Annotated in this window: 21 protein-coding genes; 13 read left to right on the top strand and 8 right to left on the bottom strand. The window is 45.6% G+C overall.

Annotated features, from left to right (window positions below; translation table 11 throughout):
• Positions 1–164: 164 nt before the first annotated feature.
• The 3 genes from zipA (at position 165) to cueR (ending at position 3,627) form a co-directional block, all read left to right on the top strand.
• The gene (gene zipA / locus VR7878_RS01330; protein ID WP_077332702.1) at positions 165–1,052 is read left to right on the top strand and encodes a cell division protein ZipA; all 888 of its coding nucleotides are present in this window, start codon (positions 165–167) and stop codon (positions 1,050–1,052) included.
• Between the two features lie 100 nt (positions 1,053–1,152).
• Positions 1,153–3,171, top strand: a complete 2,019-nt coding sequence (ligA, locus tag VR7878_RS01325; RefSeq protein WP_077332700.1) for an NAD-dependent DNA ligase LigA — start codon at positions 1,153–1,155, stop codon at positions 3,169–3,171.
• A gap of 54 nt (positions 3,172–3,225) precedes the next feature.
• Positions 3,226–3,627, top strand: coding sequence for a Cu(I)-responsive transcriptional regulator (cueR, locus tag VR7878_RS01320; RefSeq protein ID WP_077332842.1), 402 nt, complete (start codon positions 3,226–3,228; stop codon positions 3,625–3,627).
• Positions 3,628–3,673: 46 nt separating this feature from the next.
• Here cueR and VR7878_RS01315 read toward each other — a convergent pair whose 3' ends face one another.
• The 3 genes from VR7878_RS01315 to VR7878_RS01305 form a co-directional block, all read right to left on the bottom strand.
• Complete coding sequence (locus VR7878_RS01315) at positions 3,674–4,528, bottom strand: co-chaperone YbbN (RefSeq protein ID WP_077332698.1); 855 nt, start codon at positions 4,526–4,528, stop codon at positions 3,674–3,676.
• A 334-nt stretch (positions 4,529–4,862) separates the two neighbouring features.
• Complete coding sequence (locus VR7878_RS01310) at positions 4,863–5,690, bottom strand: SDR family oxidoreductase (RefSeq protein ID WP_077332697.1); 828 nt, start codon at positions 5,688–5,690, stop codon at positions 4,863–4,865.
• A gap of 51 nt (positions 5,691–5,741) precedes the next feature.
• Entirely contained in the window at positions 5,742–6,656 is a 915-nt protein-coding gene (locus VR7878_RS01305) for a TIGR01777 family oxidoreductase (protein ID WP_077332695.1), read from the bottom strand.
• A 327-nt stretch (positions 6,657–6,983) separates the two neighbouring features.
• Here VR7878_RS01305 and VR7878_RS01300 point away from each other — a divergent pair, with 327 nt between their 5' ends.
• From VR7878_RS01300 to VR7878_RS01285, 4 genes are read left to right on the top strand one after another with little or no spacing between them, the layout of a single operon-like run.
• Positions 6,984–7,718 carry a DUF1538 domain-containing protein gene (locus VR7878_RS01300; protein WP_077332693.1) on the top strand — a complete coding sequence of 245 codons (735 nt, stop codon included), beginning with the start codon at positions 6,984–6,986 and terminating at the stop codon, positions 7,716–7,718.
• Positions 7,715–8,512, top strand: a complete 798-nt coding sequence (locus VR7878_RS01295; protein WP_077332691.1) for a DUF1538 domain-containing protein — start codon at positions 7,715–7,717, stop codon at positions 8,510–8,512. The genes VR7878_RS01300 and VR7878_RS01295 overlap by 4 nt, the downstream gene beginning before the upstream one ends.
• Positions 8,502–8,852: a P-II family nitrogen regulator gene (locus VR7878_RS01290; protein WP_077332689.1), complete on the top strand. Its 351-nt coding sequence runs from the start codon at positions 8,502–8,504 to the stop codon at positions 8,850–8,852. The genes VR7878_RS01295 and VR7878_RS01290 overlap by 11 nt, the downstream gene beginning before the upstream one ends.
• Positions 8,849–9,262 carry a CBS domain-containing protein gene (locus VR7878_RS01285; RefSeq protein WP_077332687.1) on the top strand — a complete coding sequence of 138 codons (414 nt, stop codon included), beginning with the start codon at positions 8,849–8,851 and terminating at the stop codon, positions 9,260–9,262. Before VR7878_RS01290 ends, VR7878_RS01285 begins: the two co-directional genes overlap by 4 nt.
• 24 nt (positions 9,263–9,286) lie before the next feature.
• On the opposite strand, the gene VR7878_RS01280 is transcribed toward VR7878_RS01285, so the two are convergent.
• The 3 genes from VR7878_RS01280 to VR7878_RS01270 form a co-directional block, all read right to left on the bottom strand.
• Positions 9,287–9,562 carry an Rdx family protein gene (locus tag VR7878_RS01280; RefSeq protein WP_077332685.1) on the bottom strand — a complete coding sequence of 92 codons (276 nt, stop codon included), beginning with the start codon at positions 9,560–9,562 and terminating at the stop codon, positions 9,287–9,289.
• Between the two features lie 195 nt (positions 9,563–9,757).
• A complete protein-coding gene (locus VR7878_RS01275; RefSeq protein WP_077332840.1) occupies positions 9,758–10,273 on the bottom strand; it encodes a regulatory protein ToxS in 516 nt (171 codons plus the stop codon).
• Positions 10,274–10,278: 5 nt separating this feature from the next.
• Positions 10,279–11,160 carry a transcriptional regulator gene (locus VR7878_RS01270; protein WP_077332683.1) on the bottom strand — a complete coding sequence of 294 codons (882 nt, stop codon included), beginning with the start codon at positions 11,158–11,160 and terminating at the stop codon, positions 10,279–10,281.
• Between the two features lie 264 nt (positions 11,161–11,424).
• Here VR7878_RS01270 and htpG point away from each other — a divergent pair, with 264 nt between their 5' ends.
• From htpG to rfaH, 4 genes are all read left to right on the top strand, one after another.
• Positions 11,425–13,329, top strand: coding sequence for a molecular chaperone HtpG (htpG, locus tag VR7878_RS01265; protein WP_077332681.1), 1,905 nt, complete (start codon positions 11,425–11,427; stop codon positions 13,327–13,329).
• 314 nt (positions 13,330–13,643) lie between these two features.
• Entirely contained in the window at positions 13,644–14,288 is a 645-nt protein-coding gene (gene adk, locus VR7878_RS01260; protein ID WP_077332679.1) for an adenylate kinase, read from the top strand.
• A 191-nt stretch (positions 14,289–14,479) separates the two neighbouring features.
• Positions 14,480–15,454: a ferrochelatase gene (gene hemH / locus VR7878_RS01255; RefSeq protein ID WP_077332838.1), complete on the top strand. Its 975-nt coding sequence runs from the start codon at positions 14,480–14,482 to the stop codon at positions 15,452–15,454.
• 73 nt (positions 15,455–15,527) lie between these two features.
• Positions 15,528–16,022, top strand: a complete 495-nt coding sequence (rfaH, locus tag VR7878_RS01250; RefSeq protein ID WP_077332677.1) for a transcription/translation regulatory transformer protein RfaH — start codon at positions 15,528–15,530, stop codon at positions 16,020–16,022.
• 113 nt (positions 16,023–16,135) lie between these two features.
• Here rfaH and asnB read toward each other — a convergent pair whose 3' ends face one another.
• The gene (gene asnB / locus VR7878_RS01245) at positions 16,136–17,800 is read right to left on the bottom strand and encodes an asparagine synthase B (RefSeq protein ID WP_077332676.1); all 1,665 of its coding nucleotides are present in this window, start codon (positions 17,798–17,800) and stop codon (positions 16,136–16,138) included.
• Between the two features lie 264 nt (positions 17,801–18,064).
• Positions 18,065–19,279 (bottom strand): DNA-binding transcriptional regulator NagC, encoded by a 1,215-nt coding sequence (gene nagC, locus VR7878_RS01240; protein WP_077332674.1) that lies wholly within the window; start codon positions 19,277–19,279, stop codon positions 18,065–18,067.
• Positions 19,280–19,899: 620 nt separating this feature from the next.
• Here nagC and glnS point away from each other — a divergent pair.
• Positions 19,900–21,570 (top strand): glutamine--tRNA ligase, encoded by a 1,671-nt coding sequence (glnS, locus tag VR7878_RS01235; RefSeq protein WP_077332672.1) that lies wholly within the window; start codon positions 19,900–19,902, stop codon positions 21,568–21,570.
• A gap of 274 nt (positions 21,571–21,844) precedes the next feature.
• Positions 21,845–26,291: FimV/HubP family polar landmark protein (locus VR7878_RS01230; RefSeq protein WP_077332670.1), on the top strand; the 4,447-nt coding region annotated here is incomplete at its 3' end.

Here is a 26,291-nt window from a genome sequence, read left to right as displayed (position 1 = left end):
GAATGAAAGTCAGAAAAATCCCGCAGTTCTAACATTAATTTGTTCAAATGTAGGGGTGACTTTTGCTAAAGTGTGTGGATCAGTGGAGAGAATCTCTGAGCATGACATTCTTACTTAAGCGATTCTGTTCAGAAGCAAGTTATCGGGAAGACTGAGAGTTAAAGATGCAAGAATTGCGATTCGTACTCATCATCGTTGGCGCACTCGCCATCGCCGCATTACTTTTTCATGGGCTGTGGACCAGCCGGAAAGAGAGTAAATCGAAATTTGGAGATAAGCCATTAGGCAAAATAGAGGAACAAGCATCATCGATAAAAAATACCCGAGCTTTTCAGCAGGATAGCGAGCACAAGAAATCGCGTAAGGAACCGGACTTTTCACTGGACGATAATACGGCTGACCCATTCATGGATGATTATACGCATCATGATAAAGTCGACCCGCTATTTTCCGGATATGACTCTGAAGATGATAACCGGGTATATGACCTGGAAAATCAGACTATCGCTGACATCGAAGCTGAGAGTGACCCCGATATTGGTGAGCAATTGCAGATACGCCCGCAGCATGATGAGCAAACTGAAGACATTCAACCAGCCGAACCGGTGCAATCTACTGACGGTGATGAGCCGGATTATCAGGTGATTGTACTGAATGTGCATTGTGCAGGCAGCGAGTCTTTTGTGGGTACCAAGCTGTTTGACAGTTTACAACAAAACGGTTTGCTTTATGGTGAAATGGACATTTATCATCGACATGCTGATTTATCAGGAACGGGAAAAGTGTTGTTCAGTGTTGCTAATATTATGCAACCCGGTACGTTGAAGCATGATGATCCGGACGAGTTTGCGACCAAGGGGATCTCATTTTTTATGACCTTGCCTTGTTACGGTGATCCGGAACAGAATTTTAAGTTAATGCTGAAAACAGCGCAGCAAATCGCTGATGATTTAGGCGGTAATGTGCTTGATGATCAACGTTTATTGATGACACCAGACAAACTGGCAGATTATCGGCGTCAGATTCAGGCATTTAAAGCCCAAGCAGTTTAATTGTATAGAGATACCCAAACAGCCGTGTGATTAAGCTGTTTGAGTATCTGGTGAGGAGGCTCCGGCATGGAGCCTTTTTTCATGAATCCGAGAAGTAAACATGCAGACCATAGAACAAAAAATTCAAGAATTGCGGGATACGCTCCATCACCACTCTATTTTATATTACGTTGAAGATAACCCGTCGATTCCCGACGCAGAATATGATCGTCTGATGAGAGAACTCATCGCCTTGGAAGAAGCGAATCCTGAACTGATTACTCCGGATTCGCCTTCACAGCGGGTCGGTGGAATGCCGCTCGATGGGTTTGAAACGGTTCAGCATGAGATCCCGATGCTGTCGCTGGACAATGCTTTTGACGATCAAGAATTGGACAGTTTTTCGCGGCGTATGAATGAACGTTTAGCCGGACAGCGTATTGCACTGTTCTGTTGTGAACCGAAATTAGATGGTCTGGCCGTGAGTCTGCTTTATGAGAATGGTGTTTTGGTGCGGGCTGCAACCCGGGGTGATGGAACCACCGGGGAGAATATCACCGAAAATGTGAAAACGATTCGGGCGATTCCGCTAAAACTCAGAGGAGATGACTGGCCGGTTCGTATTGAAGTTCGCGGTGAAGTCTTTATGCCCAAAGCCGGATTTGCAGCACTCAATGAAGCTGCAATGAAGAAAGGTGAAAAAACGTTTGTCAACCCGAGAAATGCAGCCGCCGGGAGCCTGAGACAGCTTGACTCGCGAATTACAGCAAAACGTCCGCTCAGTTTTTACGCTTACGGGATTGGTGTGATTGAAGGCGCAACACTGGCATCTTCACATTATGAGCGGCTGACCCAGCTAAAACAGTGGGGGCTGCCGATGTGTCCGGAAACCGCTCAGGTCGCGAATCTGGACATGGTGAAAATGTACTATCAGGACATATTGCAGCGCCGGGAAGCACTGGCTTATGAGATTGATGGTGTGGTCATTAAAGTCGATGACCTCGCGCTTCAGGAACAGCTCGGCTTTATTTCCAAAGCGCCACGTTGGGCCATTGCCTATAAGTTTCCCGCGCAAGAAGAAATGACCCGGTTGAAAGATGTTGAATTTCAGGTCGGCAGAACGGGAGCGATTACGCCAGTTGCCAAACTGGAGCCGGTATTCGTCGGTGGTGTGACGGTGAGTAATGCCACATTACATAATGCGGATGAAATTGAACGGTTAGGTGTACGTATCGGTGATACGGTGGTGATTCGGCGCGCTGGTGATGTGATTCCGCAGATTGTGTCAGTTGTGATCGAACAGCGGCCTGATGATTGTCGGGAGATTGTTTTTCCGTCGCAGTGTCCGATTTGCCATTCTGATGTTGAACGCATTGAAGGAGAAGCCGTAACACGCTGTACCGGTGGTTTGGTGTGTCAGGCGCAGCGAAAAGAGGCGCTGAAGCATTTTGTCTCTCGTAAAGCGATGGATGTCGATGGCTTGGGGGATAAGGTGATTGAGCAACTGGTGGATAAAGAGATGATCAAAACACCGGCTGATTTATATCGTCTTTCCGCCGGTCAGTTAACCATTCTTGATCGGATGGGGCCGAAGTCGGCACAGAATGTCGTACAAGCGTTGCAACAATCGAAGTCAACCACCTTACCTCGCTTTCTATATTCACTTGGTATCCGGGAAGTCGGTGAGGCGACGGCCAACAATCTGGCGCGGCATTTCCTGACGTTAGAAAATGTTCGTCACGCAACGCATGAGTCGTTGATTGAAATAAACGATATCGGGTCAATTGTGGCGAGTCATATTATTGCTTTTTTCTCAGAGGAGAATAATCAGCACGTTGTGGATGATTTGCTGTCAATGGGGATTACATGGCCGGATATTGTTGCTGCTGAAGCTCCGGATGCCTTACCGCTGGCCGGAAAAACGGTTGTTTTGACCGGTACACTGACCGAGTTATCTCGTCAGGATGCAAAAGCTGCTCTTGAAGCGATGGGCGCGAAGGTCACGGGTAGTGTGTCTAAAAATACAGATATGCTATTTGCAGGTGACAATGCCGGATCTAAACTGACCAAAGCACAGGAACTTGGTATCGAGGTGAAATCAGAACAAGATCTCATGGCTTTGATTGAATCAGGTTCCTGATCATCAATATATATCATGCCGTTGGCTGAATCTGACGGCATCGGGAGGGGTTCGGTGAATATCAGTGAAGTGTCCAAGCTGACAGGTTTGACTGCTAAATCAATCCGTCTTTATGAAGAAAAAGGGATATTGTCACCGCCACTGCGCGGAGAGAATGGCTATCGGGTTTATCAGCAGTCACATATTGATGATTTACAGTTGATTGCCCGGGCAAAAAGGGTGGGGTTCAACCTTGAAGAGTGTAAGTTATTGGTGCATCTGGCAAATGATCCGAGCCGTAAAAGTTGTGCGGTGAAATCTGAAGCCCGGAAAAAACTGACTCAAGTGACCCGTAAACTGAATGAGTTACAGCTCATTCAGTCGCAGTTGGAACAATGGATTGCTGAATGTCCCGGTGATGATAACAGTGACTGCCCGATTATTGATGATTTAAAAGGGCAGTCTACCCATCGGTGAACTTTGCGTATTCACCGATGGGTCACACGTTGCGAAGTGTGACTGATCAGTAGAGCAGAGAATAGAGTTTGCGCCGATACTGGCTTGCCAACGGATTCCCTTGCCCGAGAGCGTTGAGTATATCCATGAATATTTTTTTCATTTCCCCGTCATGTGCATTGAGATCTGAACTCAGAAATGACCAGAGAACGGCCAGCGCTTCTTCATCCCGCTGAACCTGATGGTATTGGGCGGCCAATTCGCAAGCGAGTTTCATATCTTGAGGTGAACGTTGAAATGCCTCTTCCAGTGCAACAATTTCCGGACTGTTGGCAGCTTGATGATGTAATTCCAATTTTGCGAGTAAACTCTTGTACTCACCATCCTGATATTCTAAAGGAATATGTTGCAACAGCGTTTCCGCGGCTTCGAACTGCTGGGTTTCCAACAGGCAATTTGTTAAGGCCAGTTTAACTTCGCCTCTATTTTTCAGCGTTTCAGGGAGCGCTTGTAACAATGTCAGCGCCTGAGCATATTCCTGTTGTTCAACCATTGTCAGAGCTTGTTGTAAATCCATTTCATCTTGGCTGGGGAGATGCTTTTCAAGCATGGCTGTGACTGACTCGATGGTTTGTGGCCCCCCTAATCCGTCGACAGGACGCCCTTGAGAGAATAGCGCCAGTGTTGGAATCGATTGAATGCCAAATTGTGCCGCGATGGCTTGCTCTTCCTGACAGTTCAGTAAAGCCAGAGTAAAAGCTCCCTGATATTTCTGCGCCAGTCCTTGTAAGGGTTGGATCAGTGCTGCACTGGATTCGTCCATCGGTGCCCAAAAATAAAATAGGATCGGTGCGGAAAAAGAGCCCTCTAACAGTTCTCGGATATTTTCTTGGGTGACATCAACGTGAAGTGGTGTATGCATACGGTGAACTTCCTGAATTCAATGGGCGTTAGGGTATAAGTATGGGCAGGTTATTAAAAATCAAGTGAACCCGGGCAGATCCATTGATAAATATGTAGTGGTCAGCGCTGAGCCTGATGCATTCGGAGCTCTTGTACTTGACCTGAAAAAGGGCATTAAAAGATGATGAGAAAAATAACAACAACGCAAATACTTAGCCAGTTTAACTGATTGAGACTCATTTTTACCTATTCCGGAAGAAGTGGAGTTCTCGGCCGAGAACCATGAGTATATTAGAAGGCGATTATGAAATAATCATGACAGCCTTCTTCTCTTCATTGTTTATTTTCAGCTTTTAAGCGGCTTTGTTGAGTATGGTATCAAGCCAGCGAGTCGGCAGTAAACGTTTCAAAACTGCGAACACTTGCGTCGGTCCGGTAATTCGATATCGAATCTTGGGGGTGGGGCTTTCTAAGGCATGAAGAATCGAAGGCAGACAGTCTTCCGGTGGCAGCGTGAAGCGATTGTTGGATTTTTCTTGGTTCAGGCGCTCAATTTGTTGTTGATACGCTTGTGCATGAACACTGTCTTGCGGTGATACCCAACGTAAGAAGGCAGCCAGTGCATTTTCACGAAAGTGCGTCTCTATCGGCCCGGGTTCGAGAATGCTGATATGAATATCGGTCTGCTTCAGTTCGAGACGCAGCGTATCACTCCAGCCTTCGAGTGCAAATTTTGAAGCGTTATAGGCACCACGATATTTCATGGCAGCGAATCCAAGTACCGAGCTGTTCTGAATGATTCTGCCATGACCTTGACGGCGAAATTGCGGAAGCAGTTTGGTCGTGAGATCGTGCCAGCCAAAAAAATTGGTTTCGAATTGCTCTCTCATTGCCTGAGTGGGTAAATCTTCCAGTGCACCGGGCTGACCATAAGCACCGTTATTAAACAGGGCATCGAGATGATGATTGGTCAGTGACATCACTTCCGCTATTGCGGTATCAACCATTGCCGGATTGGTGACATCAAGATGAATCGCTGTCAGGCCTTCGTCTTGAAGTTTTTGCACATCTGCAATATCTCGGCATGAGGCAATCACTCGATAGCCTTTTTGATGCAAAGCATGAGCCGTGACGTAACCGATGCCTGACGAGCATCCGGTGATCAGTATAGTTTTAGACATGGTTTCCTCGCGGGTATGCCATTATTGCTGCACGAACGATTGCTGTTATCGCTATGCCTGCAAAATCTGTTTGAGTGCCGGTTCCAGATGAGAATACTGAAATTTAAATCCGAGTTCAGTTAATTTTTTGGGTTTAGCACGGGTGCTATCGAGCAGTAGTGCGGATGACTCTCCCATAAGCAGACGAATGGCCCACGCAGGAACTGAAAAAACATGGGGTTTGTGCAGTGTTTTTGCGAGAGTTTGGCTGAAAATTTTATTGGGGACCGGGTGGGGGGCACAAAGGTTAAATGGCCCGTGTGCGTAGGTGGTTGTCAATAAGAACTGAATTCCCTGAACCATATCATGAATGTGAATCCAGGGAAGATACTGATTGCCTGAGCCGATCGGCCCACCCACGCCGAGCCGATAGGGCAACAGCATTTTTTGTAACGCACCACCATCCGGAGCCAGAACAACCCCGGTTCTGAGCAGACAAACCCGGGTGTGTTCAGATTCGGCTTTTTTGGCAATGTTTTCCCAGGTGACGCATACCGAGTGAGAAAACTCATGACTCTGAACCTGAAGGCTCTCATCAATCGGGTGATCCTGTTGATCACCATAAAAGCCGACGGCAGAACCACTGATGAATACTGCTGGCGGAGATGAACTGGCATGAATGAGTTCAACCAGCTTTTCGGTGATTTGCCAGCGGCTCTGGCAAATTGCTTGTTTCTGCGTGTCCGTCCAGCGTCGGTCGGCAATTGGTTCTCCGGCGAGGTTAATAACAGCATCGAAATGATTGAGATCATGAAGGCTGTCTAAGCCGGTGATGAATTCAAGTGGATAATGGTTGAGATGATTGAGCCTTTCTCTGGTGCGTTTTTTTGAGCGGGTCAAGACAACAATTTCATGTTCATGGGTGATAAGCTGTTTGATCAATTCACTACCGATGAGTCCCGAACCGCCGGTGATAAGTATTTTCATATCCTGCCCATTTGATGTTGATTGAATATACCTGTGATGGTTTGAGGTGATTCTGGCCGTTGGTTTTATTCATCCCATGTCATCATATATAGAATAATCATAAATGATTTCAGAGAGTAGAGACACGAGGTTCGTAGGGTGTTCGTGTTATATTTTTGTGACTGATTCTTGGTTTTAGCCGATGAATTTAGCGAAGTCACACGCAATTTTGTCTGGATCTGTCATCATATAATCAAGTTGTTCCATACCATGCAGGCAAGTAAAGATACCTGTTACCAAGACCTTCTCCGCTTACGGACAGAGGGTGTCAGTTTACAGTGAGGAGAAATGAAAACATTCATTGCGTTACTCAGAGTAATGCTAGGTAGTTTTAAAGACCTGCTCCCGATTATTTTGGTGATTGCATTTTTTCAGTTGCTGATTTTGCAACAACCGCTTCCGGACTTGATTTCAATTTTAGGTGGGTTGATCCTCGTTGTTCTCGGTTTGACGTTCTTTATTTTTGGCCTGGAAATGGGACTGTTTCCGATTGGTGAAAGCATGGCACAGGCATTTGCCAAGAAAGGGAGCTTAGCGGGATTATTAGGGTTTGCTTTTTGTCTGGGATTTGGAACCACGATTGCTGAGCCCGCGCTGACTGCCGTTGCTGCTGAGGCTGCTAAAGTTGCAGCTTCTGGTGGTGTGATTGAGATGACCGAGCAAGCTATGAAAGATTATACCGTCGGATTACGCTTAACTGTGGCTCTGTCGGTTGGTCTTGCCATTGTCTTAGGGGTTTTGAGAATCTTGAAGGGGTGGTCGATTCACTTGATGATCATCTTTGGCTATTTATGCGTCATGATCCTGACTATTTTTGCGCCCGAAACCATTATCGGGATTGCTTATGACTCAGGCGGTGTAACCACATCGACGATTACGGTTCCTTTAGTGACCGCGTTAGGCGTTGGGCTTGCCTCTTCAATTAAAGGGCGGAATCCAATGGTGGATGGGTTTGGACTAATTGCGTTCGCATCACTGCTTCCGATGATTTTCGTGATGATTTTTGGGATGACGATAGCATGATAACCATTAGCCATTTTTTTCAGGTTCTCTGGACCACCGTTCAGGCTGTGATGCCAATAGCGGCCATTCTGTTTGTGTTCCAGCTGGTTGTATTACGTAAGCCCGTCGCTCGTTTACCGTATGTGATTCTTGGATTCGGATACGTCATTCTGGGATTGTCTCTTTTCCTGATGGGACTGGATGCTGCACTGTTCCCGCTAGGGGAAATGATGGCACAGCAGTTGACCGCACCCTCATTTCTTGCTCAGGTTCGTCTCAATGATGCAGACCCTCAACATTGGATCAATTACTATTGGGTTTATCTGTTTGCATTTTGTATCGGCTTTAGTACGACGATTGCAGAACCGTCGTTAATTGCCGTTGCAATAAAAGCCAACAAAGTGTCTGGTGGCTCTATTGGTGTGAATGGTTTGCGAGTCGCTGTCGCTTTAGGGGCGGCATTCGGTATTACGTTGGGGAGTTACCGAATTGTTGTAGGTGACCCGCTGCACTATTACATCATTATTGGTTATCTATTGGTTGTGATTCAGACATTTTATGCCCCCAAAATGATTGTTCCTTTAGCTTATGATTCCGGAGGTGTCACCACATCAACGGTTACTGTGCCTGTTGTTGCGGCGCTGGGGTTAGGACTCGCATCAACGGTTCCGGGGCGGAGTCCGTTGATTGATGGATTTGGTTTAATCGCATTTGCCTGCCTTTTTCCGATGATATCTGTCATGGGATATGCGCAAATGACACAGTGGTTAAACCGTAAACGCTCTCTGATGGAGAAAAAAGACAATGCGCTTTAAATTAATCGTTGCCTTTGTTGAAGATAGCAAAACAGACCAAGTATTAGACGCTGCCAGACAGGCAGGTGCGACTGGTGCGACTGTAATCAATAATGCCAGAGGAGAAGGACTCAATCAAAAAACCACCTTTTTTGGCCTGACACTGGAGGTACAGAAGGATATGGTGCTTTTTGTCGTTGAAGAGCATTTGTCGCGCCAGATTTTGGAAACCATTAATGAAGTCGGAGAGTTTGAAACCGAATCCGGGCAGGGAATCGCCTTTCAGATTGATATTGAAGATGTGGTTGGCATCTCTCATCAGGTTGAAAAGTTAACCAAATACGTTGAGGACGAATTATGAATAGACATGATAGCGTGAGAGTCCGTGATGTGATGACCGATACCTACGCCCTTGTTGATGGTTTGATGACGGTTTATGAAGCGATTCGCATTGCGAAGCAGCAACAGGTCAAAGCTCTGATTGTCAATAAGCGTCACGATGATGATGAATTCGGGATTGTATTGATGAATGATATTGCTAAAAAAGTGCTCGCCAGTAATCGTTCGTCAAAGCGAACCAATATTTATGAGATCATGACTAAACCTGCATTGTCAGTCGATCCTGAAATGAAGGTTAAATATTGTGCCCGTTTGTTTGAGCGATTTGGTATCAGCCGGGCGCCTGTGATTGAGCATGGAAAAGTGATCGGCATGGTGAGCTACAATAATATTGTCGTCAATGGGATGCTCGAAGAAGACGATCTCGAGTAAGAGAAGAGACTGCCCGAGAGCAGTCTATCGATCAATATGACCTAGATTTCGTTCGGGATCGAACACATCCCGAACGCGTTGCTTCAAGGTTTTAGCATCGGGGAATCCTTGATCCTTCTGGCGCTCCCAAATCTGAATATCATTACAGAAGATTTCAAAACGACCGCCGGTATCCGGGCAGAGTGAAACGTGCTCGATCTCTTCGCTGAATGTATGGAGTAGCTCTTGTGCTAACCAAGATGCGCGTAGCATCCAATTACATTGACGGCAGTAGTAAATACGAATATTAATTTTTTGCACGAATGTTACTCCCAAATTGGATGATGGGGTGAATATAACCGAATACAAAGACATCTAAAAAAAGCAAAAATTTTGTCGCTGACTTTACTCAGCTGTTATTTGCCATCCGTTGAATGTGTCAGGAGACGTTGAATCAAAGTCTCCTGACTTTATTTAGTTTTCAAACAATATGATTTAGTTTTTAAACAGGATGATTTAGTTTTTAAATAGGATAGTTGAATCGTGATTTAAGCTGGTGAGCAGAAGTGTTTTACTATCAATGACATCAACACGTCTGCTCTGCTGTGCATCCATTTTAAAAAACTGCTTGATCAGATTTAATTGCTTCGGCGTAAAATCTTTACTCTCACTGGAAGAAACATCTTTAAATTCTGTCGGGGAGATCAGTAGATAGTTTTCACTGAGTTCCCAAGAACCGGTTTCTGAGATGTCGATTTTACTCTCCGGTTCTTTTCCGTTGGCGTATAACTGAATCACAGAGACGCGGATATACGTTTTGTTGGGGAGATATTTTACATTCGACAGCACATCGACCCGACGCAGCGGGCCAACCGATGCAACTTCATTCTTACTTTCGATTAAAGTGACGACTTTTGACTGCCATTCACTGGATGTCAGTAGTTGTTTGAGTTTGAGATCACTACCCCAGTATAGCCAAGCACTTAAAGTTATGGATGCAAGCAGTGTGATCACCGCAATGCGTTGGTTCATTTTTTTCACTGGCATACCTTCGTAAGATCCTCTTGGTTGACAACAATATTCAAGGTGACATTTTTATCACTATTTTCAATAGGATAGATATAGTTCAATATCATTTTGTTGTCTTGGCCGTTGGTGGCGATCACCTGACTCGGCGGCGCCTCCGACGAATGTGCTGCCCGGTATTTTTTCACACAGAGTTCGATTGATGGCAACCATGAATTCAAATCAGGATGATTTTTTGGGGTGTTAACCGGGATGTCATCAATCACTGTTAAATTACGAAACTGAGAGTGAGTTGGTCCATTATATGTAACTGCAATGATGGGTAAAATAAATGCAATCAGGAAACACAGCTTTGTTTTCCAGCTCATCTTTTGAGCAGGTGGCTGCGTTGTCGTTACCGTTTCCTGAGCGGAAACCACATCAAGTGAATTCTTTTCAAACTCAGCGACAGCATGAGCCGATTCAATTAATGCTTCTTCCTGAAGTGTCAGCGATTCCTCTGACTGAGCCTGAGGCTCATCTTTATCGGATGCACCCTGATTAGCCGCAGGAAGCGGTTCTACACTGGCGATCAGCTGATAACCGCGCTTAGGTACGGTTTTGATATAGCGTGGTGACTTGGTGGAGTCATTCAGCATTTTTCTGAGTGTCGAGATTGCTTGTGTGAGACTAGAATCATCGACTTCAAAGCCTTGCTTACGCCACACAAAATCATGAAGTTCATTACGACGAATGACCTCATTGGGGTGCTGGGCAAGCATCAACAGAATTCTACTTTCGTTACTGCCTAGCCGAATCGTCTCATTATCGTTTTCTTTATCGACTAATGAGTTATTGTTGGGAACGAATGTAAAACGTTCAGCCAGGATGAACTTTGAGCTTATGGTATTCATCAATGTCTTCTTTTTATGTATTGAATACTGACGATTTGTTTAGTGATTATCTCAATGTCTGAGTTAAGGACGAGTTAAATTTGCTTAGTTCCATTTAGATATATTGAGATTTCTTGAGCACAGGATAATAAAATTTTTAGAAAAAAACACTGTTTTTAGGTTGGCTAACCTTGAATTCACTGTCATGACCCATATTTTACTAGCAAGCAAGAATATTTGTATACCTTATGAATCGGTATGAATGCATTAAGTCATGGAGCTAGTATGAGCGAAACGATTACAAACAACAAAGAAACTCGTGGTTTTCAGTCAGAAGTAAAGCAGTTGCTGAACCTGATGATCCATTCTCTTTATTCAAATAAAGAGATATTTTTACGGGAATTGATCTCTAATGCATCTGATGCGGCTGATAAGTTACGCTTTCAGGCGCTGTCTCAGCCTGAACTCTATCAAGGCGATGCTGACCTTGCCGTGCGTCTGTCTTTCGATAAAGAAGCGAAGACGCTAACGATATCAGACAATGGTATCGGGATGAGCCGGGACAGTGTGATTGATAACCTCGGGACGATTGCGAAATCCGGAACAAAAGAGTTTTTTTCCAAACTATCTGATGATCAAGTCAAAGACTCACAGTTAATTGGTCAATTTGGTGTCGGTTTCTATTCAGCTTTCATTGTTGCTGATGCCGTCACTGTCCGGACTCGTGACGCCAACCTTTCTGCGGATGAAGGGGTTTTATGGCACTCTCAGGGAGAAGGGGAATATACACTGGAAACGATTCATAAGGAGAATCGTGGTACTGATATTATCCTGCACCTGCGTGAAGAGGGTGAAGAGTTCTTATCTGAATGGCGTCTGAAAGAACTGGTTTCCAAGTATTCTGACCATATTGGTATTCCGGTTTATATTCAAACGGCAAAAACCGATGAAGAAGGCAAGGAGACCGGGGAGACTGAGTGGGAAAAAGTCAATAAAGCAGAAGCGCTGTGGACACAACCTAAATCTGAAATCAGTGAAGAAGAGTACAAAGCGTTTTACAAACATGTGTCACATGACTTTGCTGATCCGTTAGTCTGGAGTCATAACAAAGTTGAAGGGAAAAATGATTATACCAGTTTGCTGTATATCCCTTCTAAAGCTCCGTGGGACATGATGAACCGTGATCATAAAAGCGGTTTGAAGCTCTATGTCCAGCGCGTGTTCATTATGGATGATGCTTCTCAGTTTATGCCTTCTTATCTGCGTTTTGTCCGTGGTTTGATTGATTCAAATGACTTGCCGCTGAACGTATCCCGTGAAATTTTGCAGGATAATAAAGTGACTCAGTCACTGCGTAGTGCATGTACCAAGCGCGTATTATCGATGCTGGAGCGGATGTCCAGCGATGAAGAAAAGTACCAGACATTCTGGAAAGAATTTGGTCTGGTGATGAAAGAAGGGCCTGCTGAAGATTTTTCAAATCGTGAGAAAATTGCCGGTTTACTACGATTCGCCTCAACACACACCGACAGTTCCGAGCAGAATGTTGCGCTGAAAGCATATGTTGAGCGGATGAAAGAAGGTCAGGATAAGATCTATTACCTGACAGCCGATAGCTATGCGGCAGCGAAGAATAGCCCTCACTTAGAACAGTTTAAGTCGAAAGGTATTGAAGTCATTCTGATGTATGACCGCATTGATGAATGGCTGATGAACTATCTGACTGAGTTTGACGGCAAACAGTTCCAGTCCATCACTAAAGCCGGGCTTGATTTGAGCCAGTTCGAGAACGAAGCTGAGAAAGAAAAACATAAAGAGACTGAAGAAGCATTCAAGACCGTTGTTGAGAGAACACAGTCTTATTTAGGGGATCGCGTCAAAGAAGTCCGTACAACCTTTAAACTTGCTTCAACACCTGCGGTTGTTGTGACCGATGATTATGAAATCGGCACACAAATGGCGAAGTTATTAGAAGCTGCGGGTCAGGCTGCGCCGGAAGTGAAATATATTCTGGAGTTGAACCCGGAACATGATCTGGTTAAGAAAATGGCAGATGAGCCTGATGAAGAACAGTTTGGCCGTTGGGTTGAGATTCTGTTAGGTCAGGCGATGCTGGCAGAAAGAGGCTCTATGGAAGATCCTGCTCAATTCCTGAGTGCGGTTAACCGGCTCTTGACTAAGGTTCAATAAGTTCTTTGCTATTGAATAAGCCCGTAATGCGGGCTTATTTTTTTCATTGATGTAAGTTGATGAAAATAATTGATATTTTGTATCATATTTGTCACAGATCTTCAGATAACTATTAATCTTTAGTCGTACCTGACGTTCACAAATGAATCCTTATGATAGAATCGCAGACTTGAATGTCTTGGGGAAGGCGTGTATTTTGCTCGCCTATTGAATGGTCTGATGACTTGAATTTCACGCTTATACCGAAACTTTCCGTGATAACACGAATGCAGTGAGTTTCGGTATAATTCATCATTTTCTAAAGAGGATTAAACATGCGCATCATTCTTCTGGGTGCTCCAGGTGCAGGTAAAGGGACACAAGCTCAGTTCATTATGGAGAAATATGGGATTCCACAAATTTCTACCGGTGACATGCTTCGTGCTGCAATTAAAGCCGGCACTGAACTTGGTAAGCAAGCCAAAGCAGTTATCGATGCTGGTCAGTTAGTTTCTGATGATATTATTCTGGGATTGATTCAAGAACGTATTGCTCAACCTGATTGTGAGAAAGGTTTCTTGCTTGATGGTTTTCCCCGGACAATTCCGCAAGCGGATGGTCTGAAAGCAATGGGGATTGAGATTGATTACGTGATCGAGTTCGATGTGGCAGATAAAGTGATTGTAGAGCGCATGGCTGGCCGTCGGGCTCACCTGGCCTCAGGCCGGACTTATCATGTGGTATATAACCCGCCCAAAGTTGAAGGGAAAGATGATGTGACCGGTGAAGATCTGGTGATTCGTGATGACGACAAAGAAGAAACCGTTCGTTCACGTCTGGCTGTGTATCATGAACAGACGGCACCACTGATTGAGTACTACAGCAAAGAAGCGGCAGCAGGGAAAACCCAATATCTGAAATTGGATGGGACGAAACAAGTTGCGCAAGTAAGTGCCGATATTGAAAAAGCATTAGGATGATCCCCTCTGATTTATCGCTGACTGATAGTCATCGATAACGGGATAACGGGATAGCTTGACAGATAAAAATCCAGAGTCTTTCGAGGCTCTGGATTTTTTTATCCAGTCGCTGCTCTCGCTAAAAATCGTGATAGAGTATAGCCTGTAGTATTGTTGATGATTATTTGACTGAATAGGTGAAATCTGACGTGATATATCCAGCAAAAAAACAAGGTGTACTGTTAGTGAATTTGGGAACACCGGCAGCAGCAACACCAGCCGCGGTGAAAGCATTTTTGGCTGAATTCCTTTCTGACTCGCGTGTTATTGATCTTTCTCCTTGGGTCTGGCGTCCGTTATTACACGGAGTCATTCTACCCATTCGTTCACCGAAAGTTGCGCGGTTATACCAACAAATCTGGATGGATGGTGGCTCACCGTTAATGGTGTACTCAATGCGCCAGCGCGATAAATTGGCGAAATTGCTTGATATGCCGGTTGAGGTTGGGATGACCTACGGTCAGCCAAGTGTTCGGGATGGATTGCAACGTTTAATGGCACAGCAGGTTGAATCTGTGACGGTATTACCGCTTTATCCGCAATACTCAGGAACCACGACAGCAGCGGTTTATGACGCCGTCGCCAATGCATTGAAGTCATTTCCGGTTGTCCCTGAACTGCATATCATTCGCGATCATTATCATCATCCTCTGTATATCCGGGCACTCGCTGAAAAAGTCCGGCAGTCTTGGGAAACGCATGGGCGGGGAGATTACCTGCTCTGTTCCTATCATGGCATTCCGCAGCGCTATGCAGATAACGGTGATGTTTATCCACAGCATTGTATTGAGACAACCCGGCTACTTGCTGCTGAACTGGGATTAGAGACACATCAAATCGGTACAGCGTATCAATCCCGTTTCGGCAAAGAAGTGTGGTTGCAACCTTATACCGATAAGACATTAGAAAATCTTCCCCGGAATGGTATCAAGAACCTGGACATCATTTCTCCGGCATTCGCGGTGGATTGTCTGGAAACGCTGGAAGAAATCGCGCAAGAGGGCAAAGAGACTTTTCTGCATGCTGGTGGAGAGGTTTACAACTTCATTGGCTGTCTGAACGATTCAGATACCTATGTGTCTTTATTCGCCGAATTGGTGAAACATTCGACAAACAAACATGAATAAGTGTTTATACATGTACCTTCTGTAAAACTGTTGCTAGGGTTTATATATGAGGGAGAAAAATGGTTGTCAGAATATGAAACAATGGTATTTACTGTATTGTAAGCGTGGAGAGCAGCAACGAGCCAAATGCCATTTGGAAAACCAGGGCGTTGAGTGTTATTACCCTGAAATTAAAGTCGAGAAAATTCTTCGGGGAAAAAAGCAGACGTTGCTTGAGCCGCTGTTTCCTTCTTATATGTTTGTCCATTTTGACTATGAAATTGGTCCCAGTTTTGTTTCTGTCCGTTCGACAAGAGGTGTGACTGATTTCATTCGTTTCGGGCAACATCCGAAGCAAGTCAGCGCTGAGTTGGTTGAGTATTTAAAAGCGTTGGAGTCTGACTCTCAGTCCCTGCAACAGAGTATGCCACAACGCGGGCAGGTGATTCGGGTGAAAGGCGGACAATTTGCCGGAATTGAAGCGATCTATCAGGAAGCTGATGGAGAAAAGCGTTCGATCATGCTGGTGAAAATGATTAGTCAGACGGTTGCGATGAGCTTCGATAACCGGGATCTGGAACTGTCTTAACGAACGGTCTCATTCAATGACCGTTTTTAAGCAGGTATGTGCGATTACGATTCAATAAAAACAGCAGGATATCTCCTGCTGTTTTTTTGTGATAACTCGTTTTGAATCAAAGCTTAATAAGCTTCCTGATGAACGTTTTTCACAGCGCGCCCGGATGGGTCAATACAGTTTTTAAACGATTCGTCCCATTCAATGGCTTTTGCTGATGAACAGGCAACGGATGGGCCTCCCGGTACACATTTTGCTGCTGATTCCAGCGGGAATAGCTCCTCAAAAATTTCCCGGTATACATAACCTTCTTTGGTTGTCGGTGTGTTGTAAGGGAAGCGGAACTGCGCTGTTTCCATCTGCTGGTCGGTGATTTTTTCTTCTGCGACTGCTTTGAGGGTATCAATCCAGCCATAGCCGACACCATCTGAAAACTGTTCTTTCTGCCGCCAGGCAATGGAATCAGGCAGGTAGTGTTCAAAGCATTCACGCAAGATATGTTTTTCCATTTTGCCGTTGCCGCACATCTTATCTTTCGGGTTTAGACGCATAGCAATATCGATAAACTCTTTATCTAAGAATGGGACGCGTCCTTCAACACCCCAAGCGGCCAGAGATTTGTTGGCGCGTGCACAGTCGAACATATTTAACGCCAGTAGCTTACGAACGGTTTCCTCATGGAACTCACGGGCGTTCGGAGCTTTGTGGAAATAAAGATATCCCCCGAAAATTTCATCAGCACCTTCACCGGAAAGCACCATTTTAATCCCCATCGCTTTGATTTTTCGCCCCATCAAAAACATTGGTGTTGATGCACGGATGGTTGTTACATCATATGTTTCGATGTGGTAAATGACATCACGAATCGCATCCAGACCTTCCTGAATGGTATAGGTCATCTCATGGTGAACCGTGCCGATTTTAGTCGCAACTTCCCGGGCGGCTTTGAGATCCGGTGCACCTTCCAGACCAATTGCAAATGAGTGTAACTGAGGCCACCAAGCTGCTGATTGTTCATCATCTTCAATCCGCATCGCAGCGAAGCGTTTCGCGATAGCTGAAGTAATCGATGAATCCAACCCACCGGATAACAGTACGCCGTAAGGAACGTCGGTCATCAGTTGCCGCTTAACCGCGGCTTCCAAGGCTTCGGTCAGTTGCGCTTTATCGGTGACATTATCTTCAACGGCACTATAGTCGTTCCAGTCTCGCATATAGTAGCGAACGGGTTCTTGATCGGTGGAACCGTAATAGCAGCCCGGAGGAAATTCACTAATCGTTTTACAGACCGGAACCAACGCTTTCATTTCTGAGGCGATATAGTAGTTTCCATGTTCATCGGTGCCTTGATAGAGCGGGATGATACCAATGTGATCACGACCAACCAAATACTGGTTTTTTTCCTCATCGTACAGAATAAAAGCGAAGATGCCGTTGAGTTCTTCAAGTAAATCAGCGCCCATCTCCTGATAAAGAGCCAGAATGACTTCACAGTCAGAATCGGTCTGGAAATCATACTTGCCTTCGTAACGGGCTCTGATTTCTTTGTGGTTATAGATTTCACCATTGACGGCGAGTATATGTTTTTTATTCGGGCTGTAGATTGGCTGAGCACCACTATTCAGGCCCACGATGGCCAGTCTTTCATGTGCCAGAATTGCATGATCCGATGCATAAATACCCGACCAGTCCGGACCACGGTGACGAAGTTTTTTGGACATTTCCAATGCCAGCGGCCGTAGCTTCGATGCATCGCTTTTTATATCTAAGATGCCAAATATAGAACACATACTCATTCCCTTATGATTTTCTGCTTTGGTTGTTAATGTGCCACTTTTTTCAGAAAAGACAACCCTTGTCTGTATCGGTTTCTATTAAAAGTGCACTTAAGGTGAATTTAATTTATTTATTTCGTTATTTGATTAAATTATTTCTAATTTATGATGTGTTGTGGTTGTTATTTGTTCAATATTGGTCGGTTGATATCGGGAGTCGGGGAGGGGGAAATCGACCAAGGCAACCGGATTGGTTACCTTGGCGCATCAATACAGTGATTACTCTTCAAGAAGTTTTTGGAGTAAAACACCATTTAACATGGCTCGTTTGATCATGGCAAAAGCGGCAATCGGCGGCTGCTTATAAACTTGTGAGGCCACAATCGGGAGGTTTTTATAGAATGCTTTCAGCGATTGATTCTGCACATTGCGTTCGATAGCCGGAAAAATCAGATCTTGTGCTGTAGTTATATCCCCGGCAATGATAATTTTTTGCGGATTAAACAAGTTGACGGTAATGGCAACGGCCTTACCTAAATGGTCACCCACTTTTATCAGGGTCTGACGTGCCAGTTCATCGCCCTGATTGGCATGATCGCAAATATCGTTAATCGTAATCTGTTCCAGTTCAGCCAGCGTTGACTGATAGCCCTGGTCAAGAAACTGTCTGACCCGCTTCACGATTGCAGGGTTTGATGCCACTGTTTCCAGACAGCCGAAATTACCGCATTGGCACTGGGCACCCAGAGGATCGATCTGAATATGCCCGATTTCTCCGACGTTGCGGTTAAATCCGAGAAAAATCCGGCCATTGACGATCATCCCGGCTCCTGTTCCCCGGCCGACACTAATCAAAATCGAATCCTGACAATCCTGACTTGAACCAAAATAATGTTCTGCGAGGGCGAGCCCCCGGATATCATTGCCGATGAAACATTCGACGCCAAAGTGATCTTTGATGATATCTCCCATTGCGAGTTCATCGACATCGACATTGTGCATGTATTCAACCACGCCTGTTTCTGGATTAACCAGCCCGGGGAGAACCACCCCAATGGCAATCAGTTGTTGAATATAAGCCTGTTTTTCCCGGATAAAATGACGAATGTAATGCAGTAATCCTTCGATCAGTTCTTTTTGATGCAGATATTGAAACTCATGATAATCGGAAACAATTTCGTTGCCGCCCAGATCATAAAGACTGATCTGAATATAGTCGCGACCTAGTCTGACAGCGACGGAATGAAACGGAAGCACTTCAGTTTCAAGAGAAATAGCCCGGCGCCCACCGGTCGAGGCCTGTTGTGCCACTTCTTTAATGAGGCCTTTTTCCAACAGTTGACGGGTGATCTTTGTGACACTGGCAGGTGCTAACTGACTGATATCTGCAACCTGAATGCGAGAGATCGGACCCTGTTGATCGATGAGCCGATACACAGCGGCACTATTAAGTTGTTTGACTAAATCTACATTACCTTTTTGCGTATCATTCATTGCTTATGCTGCTCGTGTTGCCCATTTTTTAATCTTGTCATCGGATTGTAAAATTTTTTATCGATGATAGCCTGCCCACATTGCTACTATATTTATTGTGTCGATTTGGTTACGTGATGTCTACGGTACTTTTCGCTATACCGGCAGACGGCGTACATTTACTGAGTTTATTTGTACGGTGATGGCTGGTGTTTAAGGCAGTCTCTTGTCTGACTGAGTCCAGAATATCCTGCCAAAGCGGTAATATACTGCCTTATCGCTAAAAATAAAGTCCTCTCCAGCCGCAGCTGTAGGAGCTGTGGCATTGGTCACTAATCTTTTGCCATCCCAGTCTACTTTTTCGCAAGATTTGCTGAATATAAATGCGAATTATGATGGCGCTCTTGATGTGCAATCCCGCAGTAAAAGTCAGAAATACCGTTTTATCGATGTAAAATGATCGATCTCAGGAAATAATCTGAAGAATATCCCGGAATCATATTGTGTAATCACAAAGAATTGTGGATCATTAGGGGTGTTAATTTTTATATCCTAACAGCAAAATTATTCATGGTGTACTTGTCTGGATTCCAGCAGATGAGTCACGGTCCTGAGAATACAAAATTATTGAGGTGTTATAGATGAGTGAAGCTGAGGCTCGTCCATCGAACTTTATCCGTCAGATTATTGATAAAGATTTGGCTGAAGGCAAACATACCAGTGTGCATACCCGATTCCCACCGGAGCCGAACGGCTATCTTCATATCGGACATGCGAAATCAATTTGTTTGAATTTCGGTATTGCTCAGGATTATCAGGGCCAGTGTAACTTACGTTTTGATGATACAAATCCAGAAAAAGAGAACATCGAATATGTTGAGTCGATTAAAAAAGACGTCAACTGGTTAGGTTTTCAATGGGCTGGCGAGGTATGTTATTCCTCTGATTATTTTGATCAACTGTATCGTTATGCAGTTGAGTTGATTGAGAAAGGTCTGGCTTACGTTGAAGAACTGACACCGGAACAAATCCGTGAGTACCGGGGAACCTTGACTCAGCCGGGCAAAGAAAGTCCTTACCGTGATCGCAGTGTTGAAGAAAATCTCGCGTTGTTTGAAAAAATGCGCAGTGGTGGCTTTCAGGAAGGTGAAGCCTGTTTACGTGCCAAAATCGATATGGCTTCTTCTTTTATCGTCTTGCGTGATCCGGTTTTATACCGAGTCCGTTTTGCCGAGCATCACCAGACAGGTAATCAATGGTGTATTTATCCGATGTACGATTTTACTCACTGTATTTCGGATGCATTGGAAGGGATTACTCACTCGCTGTGTACGCTAGAGTTTCAGGATAACCGACGATTGTATGATTGGGTATTGGATAATATTACGGTTCCCTGCCATCCGAGACAGTATGAATTCAGCCGTTTAAATCTTGAATATACGGTGATGTCGAAGCGCAAACTCAATCAATTGGTGTCTGAACAGTTGGTTTCAGGGTGGGATGACCCACGGATGCCGACCATTTCTGGTCTGCGTCGGCGCGGGTTTACACCGGCATCGATTCGCGAGTTCTGTAAACGCATCGGTGTGACGAAGCAAGACAATATGATTGAATTTGGTTCGTTGGAATCCTGTATTCGTGATGACCTGAATGAAAATGCGCCCAGAGCAATGGCAGTATTGGATCCCGTCAAAATTGTGATTGAAAATTATGCTGCTGATACGGTGGAAATGCTGGACGTTGCCAACCATCCGAACCAGCCTGAGATGGGAAGTCGCCAAGTTGCCTTTAGCCGGGAAGTTTGGATTGAGCGTGAAGATTTTCGTGAAGAAGCGAACAAGAAATATAAACGCCTTGTGTTGGGTAAAGAAGTCCGTTTACGTGGCGCTTATGTGATTAAAGCGGAACGGATTGAAAAAGACAGCGCTGGTGAAATCACAACCATTTACTGTACTTATGACCCTGATACCTTGGGGAAAAACCCAGCAGATGGCCGCAAAGTTAAAGGTGTTATTCACTGGGTTTCCGTCAGTCAAGGTGTTCCCGCTGAATTCCGACTGTATGATCGACTCTTCTCGGTTGCTAACCCGGCAGCAGAGGAAGATTTTACTCAAGTTTTAAATCCTGATTCTCTGATTCGTAAGCACGGTTTTGTGGAAGCGAGTTTAACCGAAGCACAACCAGAATTCGGTTATCAGTTTGAACGCTTAGGTTATTTTTGTGTCGATAACCGAGATTCTTCTCCTGAATCATTAGTGTTTAACCGGACTGTCGGTTTAAGAGATACATGGGCGAAAATTGAAGCGGCCTGATTGACTTTGATGAGTAATAAAAAGCCAGCAAATTGCTGGCTTTTTTACTGTTCAAATCATGGTCTTGTGAAGAGAATAACTGATTTTATCCGATGCTGTTTGGATATGTGAGGGGCTCTGAGTGACCCAGAAAAGTGGAAAATGTGTGAGATGCGCGCAATTATTGTAGGCAAAACAGTTTTTTTCCGGATAACCTATAGTTTTGCTGGTGTAATCCGATATATTTAACAGATTATTGAATTCACTATTACCTAAGCACATAGCTGAGCTTTATATGCGTCAATTTTTAAAACGTCTGTTGTTACCTCTTACAATAGCAGCCGTGGGTCAGATTTTTCTTGTTCATGCAGAAGGTATTCGTCTGCTTGGGCCGACAGGTCAGGTGCAGTCATCACCCCAATACAGTGAAGCGGTGAGGTCTTCTGCTGCACAGTCAAATAATGAGCCTTCAAAATTTTATGGCCCCACTTCCGAAACAGAAACACTATGGTCGATTGCCTCAAAACTCCGACCGTCAAATCAAGTGACCGTTCAGCAAACGCTGCTTGCACTCTATCAGTTAAATCCTGAATCGTTTGAACAACAGAATATACACAGTTTAATTCCGGGAAGCCGCTTACGCATTCCATCACTCGTTCAGATTCGCAGTGTCACCACAGAAGAAGCAACGCGGGTCATGCAGGCTCATCAGCAACGGTTAGATCAGGCCAGTCGTCTTGCATCAACGGGCTCGGCCTCTACGGCAGGTTCACGCACTGTGAAACCGGCAGAACCTGTGTCTGCTAAAGCCGAAACACCACCGGCAACACAACCTGATACAAAGCCTACACAACAGGCTGAACCGCAGCAAGAGAGCCCACCGGCAGAAAAAATTATCCCGTCAGAGCAACCCGCTCAGACAGAAGCGCCACAGTCAGTGTTGTCATTCTCATCATCAGATGCGACAGGTGCAGACTCAGAAATTCTGGCGCTTGAAGAAAAAAACCATCGTTTAACACTCATGTTGTCAAAAGTTCAGGCAGAAGTGAGTGATCTGAAGAATGAACTGGGTGATGAGAACAAAGTCCGTACTGAAGTTGAAAAGTTACTGGCTGAAGAGCGCCTCAAGCGTGCTGAGGCTGAGCGGATGGCGCCTACATCACTAGACAAGCTGTTGTCCAACGGATGGGCGGTGGGAGCTCTCGCTCTGATTCCCGGATTACTTATCGCTCTACTGGTTATGTGGTTGGTTGGCCGGAAAAAATCATCAGATACACAATCTGATGTGGCAACTGAGCCGAAGGATGTGAGTGATAAACCGGTTAGTATCGGAGATACCGCTTATGGTGGTGATGATGAACTCGACGATTTGTCACTTGACGATGATCTCTTCAGTACGACAAACCCTGAAGCCGAAGAAAATGAGACTCAGGACGAAGCAGATACAGATGATGTGTTTGCAGAACTGGATGATGTTGATCTTGATTTGGATCTGGGGGATGAAAGTGAGGAAGATCTGTTTGCCAGCATCGATGACGATGGTGATTTAGTCGATACTGATCTTGATAGTGACTTCTCTGAAGGGCCGAATGGCATCAGTGTTAACGGTGAAGATAAAGCTGTTGGTCTGGAAGAGATGGAGCGCGCGCTTGAGGATGCATCTCTCGCTTCTGACGATGAAGAGCCAGCTGAACATGAAGATTTCGATCTTTCCGGTGACGATCAGATTGGTATGTCTCAGGACGATATTGAAGCACTGCTGGATGGTGATGGACTTGAAGATGATTTGGAAACGGATGATCTTGATCAGTCGATGCTCGATGACCTGCTGGCCGGAGAACAAGATGATGAATTCGATCTGGGAAATGCCGGGGTTGCTTCTGATAGCGATCTGGAAGCTTTATTTGACAGTATCGAACAACAGGCCGACTTGGAGCAGTTAGAAGCCAATAGTCAGGATGATTCATTTTTAGATGAAGCATTCGATGTACCAGAGACATCTGAAGATGAAACAGAAAGTGCTACAGATGAAAGTACCGCATTGCTGGATGAGCTATTGGATGAATCGGATGATTTAGATGACGATGAGCTTAATTGGGATAAAGAATTAGAAGATCTGGGCGGCTTAGATTTAGCGGATGATAGTGATGATACGTTTGATTTTGAAACCTTTGATCTTGATGAAGACTTCGATGCCGATACTGAGCTGGATGAAGATACGACTCCGATTGATGACGGAACCGAGTTATTTGATGAATTACTAGAAATTGAACAGCATAGTGCCGAGGAAGATGACGATTTTAACCGTGAAGGGTTTATTGATGATCTGATAAGTTCTGCACCGGATAAAGACCCATTATTAGATGAAGTTGATTTTGAAGCACCTGCTTCAGCCGATGCGGAAGAGGGCTCTGACGATTTTGATTTCAACCCAGAAATTGAAGGAAGTGATCAGGTTGATGAAGATGAGCCTGTTCCAGCGAATGAATTTGGAGTGCCGCAAGATACGGATTGGGATCTGACTGAAGAGCCAGAAGAAGAGCCAGAACCGTCTCCTTCATCGACCACAGATGACGAGGACGTCACAACATCTGAACTGTCTGAGTTAGATGAGCTGGCAGCCCTGAGCGACGCTGATGAACCGGCTGTACTGAATGAGTCCGATGCAGTTCAGGATGATGATGAACCAGTCCAAAGTGACTCAGAGCTAACGCCTGAGGCTGATTCAGCATCTGAAGCGCAGCCAAGCGAGACACCGGAATCATCCACAGCAGAGACTCCTATCGCAGCCGATGATACCCCTGAAGCCGACATCGATACTGAGCAAACCATCGAGCCGGAAGCGATGCAAGCAGAAGCCGCGCCCGAGCAACCGGAGCCTGATGACTTATCTGATTTTATCGATGATGACGCATTACCTGAATTCGATGAAACAGCGGCATTGGATGAGTCTGATGCAGTTCAGGATGATACCGATGAGCCAGTCCAAAGCGATTCAGATCTAACGCCTGAGGTTGATTCAGTATCTGAAGCACAGCCAAGCGAGACACCGGAATCGTCCACAGCTGAGACTCCTGTCGCGGCCGATGATGCCCCTGAAGCCGACATCGATGCTGAGCAAACCATCGAGCCGGAAGCAACGCAAGCAGAAGCCGCGCCCGAGCAACCGGAGCCTGACGACTTATCTGATTTTATCGATGATGATGCGTTGCCTGAATTCGATGAAACGGCGGCATTGGATGAGTCCGATGTAGTTCAGGATGATACCGATGAGCCAGAACAAAGCGATTCAGATCTAACGGCTGAGGTTGATTCAGCATCTGAAGCGCAGCCAAGTGAGACACCGGAATCATCCACAGCAGAGAGTCCTGTCGCGGCTGATGAGGCCCCTGAAACCGACATCGATGCTGAGCAATCCATCGAGCCGGAAGCGACGCAAGCAGAAGCTGCGACCGAGCAACCGGAGCCTGATGACTTATCTGATTTTATCGCGGATGATGTGTTGCCTGAATTCGATGAAACGGCGGCATTGGATGAGTCTGATGCAGTTCAGGATGATACCGATGAACCAGTCCAAAGCGATTCAAATCTAACGCCTGAGGCTGATTCAGCACTTGAAGCACAGCCGGAATCATCCACAGCAGAGAGTCCTGTCGAGGCCGATGATACCCCTGAAACCGACATCGATGCTGAGCAAACCATCGAGCCGGAAGCGACGCAAGCAGAAGCCGCGACCGAGCAACCGGAGCCTGATGACTTATCTGATTTTATCGCGGATGATGCGTTGCCTGAATTCGATGAAACGGCGGCATTGGATGAGTCTGATACAGTTCAGGATGACACCGATGAGCCAGAACAAAGCGATTCAGATCTAACGGGTGAGGTTGATTCAGCATCTGAAGCGCAGCCAAGCGAGACACCGGAATCATCCACAGCAGAGAGTCCTGTCGCGGCTGATGATGCCCCTGAAACCGACATCGATGCTGAGCAATCCATCGAGCCGGAAGCAACGCAAGCAGAAGCCGCGCCCGAGCAACCGGAGCCTGACGACTTATCTGATTTTATCGCGGATGATGCGTTGCCTGAATTCGATGAAACAGCGGCACTGGATGAGTCCGATGTAGTTCAGGATGATACCGATGAGCCAGAACAAAGCGATTCAGATCTAACGGCTGAGGTTAATTCAGTATCTGAAGCGCAGCCAAGCGAGGAACCGGAATCGTCCGCAGCAGAGACTCCTGTCGCAGCCGATGATACTCCTGAAACCGATATCGATGCTGAGCAACCCATCGAGCCGGAAGCAACGCAAGCAGAAGCCGCGCCCGGGCAACCGGAGCCTGACGACTTATCTGATTTCATTGATGATGACGCATTACCTGAATTTGATGAACTTGCAGCGCTGAACGAATCTGATGTGCCGCAGACTGATGCAGATGAGCCAGCGCCCGAACAACCGGAGCCTGACGACTTATCTGATTTCATTGATGATGACGCATTACCTGAATTCGATGAACTTGCAGCGCTGAACGAATCTGATGTGCCGCAGACTGATGCAGATGAGCCAGCGCCCGAACAACCGGAGCCTGACGACTTATCTGATTTTATCGCTGATGACGCATTACCTGAATTTGATGAACTTGCAGCGCTGAACGAATCTGATGTGCCGCAGACTGATGCAGATGAGCCAGCGCCCGAACAACCGGAGCCTGACGACTTATCTGATTTTATCGCTGATGACGCAT

This window comes from Vibrio ruber DSM 16370, assembly GCF_900163965.1.
Taxonomy (GTDB): Bacteria; Pseudomonadota; Gammaproteobacteria; order Enterobacterales; family Vibrionaceae; genus Vibrio; species Vibrio ruber.
This window is presented reverse-complemented; position numbering and strand designations above follow the sequence as displayed.

What these genes read in the sequence shown, in the direction of transcription:
- zipA (WP_077332702.1), top strand. Translation starts at nt 165, where the DNA reads ATGCAAGAATTGCGATTCGTACTCATCATCGTTGGCGCACTCGCCATC.
- ligA (WP_077332700.1), top strand. Translation starts at nt 1,153, where the DNA reads ATGCAGACCATAGAACAAAAAATTCAAGAATTGCGGGATACGCTCCAT.
- VR7878_RS01315 (WP_077332698.1), bottom strand. Translation starts at nt 4,528, where the DNA reads ATGCATACACCACTTCACGTTGATGTCACCCAAGAAAATATCCGAGAA.
- VR7878_RS01310 (WP_077332697.1), bottom strand. Translation starts at nt 5,690, where the DNA reads ATGTCTAAAACTATACTGATCACCGGATGCTCGTCAGGCATCGGTTAC.
- VR7878_RS01305 (WP_077332695.1), bottom strand. Translation starts at nt 6,656, where the DNA reads ATGAAAATACTTATCACCGGCGGTTCGGGACTCATCGGTAGTGAATTG.
- VR7878_RS01300 (WP_077332693.1), top strand. Translation starts at nt 6,984, where the DNA reads ATGAAAACATTCATTGCGTTACTCAGAGTAATGCTAGGTAGTTTTAAA.
- VR7878_RS01295 (WP_077332691.1), top strand. Translation starts at nt 7,715, where the DNA reads ATGATAACCATTAGCCATTTTTTTCAGGTTCTCTGGACCACCGTTCAG.
- VR7878_RS01290 (WP_077332689.1), top strand. Translation starts at nt 8,502, where the DNA reads ATGCGCTTTAAATTAATCGTTGCCTTTGTTGAAGATAGCAAAACAGAC.
- VR7878_RS01285 (WP_077332687.1), top strand. Translation starts at nt 8,849, where the DNA reads ATGAATAGACATGATAGCGTGAGAGTCCGTGATGTGATGACCGATACC.
- VR7878_RS01275 (WP_077332840.1), bottom strand. Translation starts at nt 10,273, where the DNA reads ATGAACCAACGCATTGCGGTGATCACACTGCTTGCATCCATAACTTTA.
- VR7878_RS01270 (WP_077332683.1), bottom strand. Translation starts at nt 11,160, where the DNA reads ATGAATACCATAAGCTCAAAGTTCATCCTGGCTGAACGTTTTACATTC.
- htpG (WP_077332681.1), top strand. Translation starts at nt 11,425, where the DNA reads ATGAGCGAAACGATTACAAACAACAAAGAAACTCGTGGTTTTCAGTCA.
- adk (WP_077332679.1), top strand. Translation starts at nt 13,644, where the DNA reads ATGCGCATCATTCTTCTGGGTGCTCCAGGTGCAGGTAAAGGGACACAA.
- rfaH (WP_077332677.1), top strand. Translation starts at nt 15,528, where the DNA reads ATGAAACAATGGTATTTACTGTATTGTAAGCGTGGAGAGCAGCAACGA.
- asnB (WP_077332676.1), bottom strand. Translation starts at nt 17,800, where the DNA reads ATGTGTTCTATATTTGGCATCTTAGATATAAAAAGCGATGCATCGAAG.
- nagC (WP_077332674.1), bottom strand. Translation starts at nt 19,279, where the DNA reads ATGAATGATACGCAAAAAGGTAATGTAGATTTAGTCAAACAACTTAAT.
- glnS (WP_077332672.1), top strand. Translation starts at nt 19,900, where the DNA reads ATGAGTGAAGCTGAGGCTCGTCCATCGAACTTTATCCGTCAGATTATT.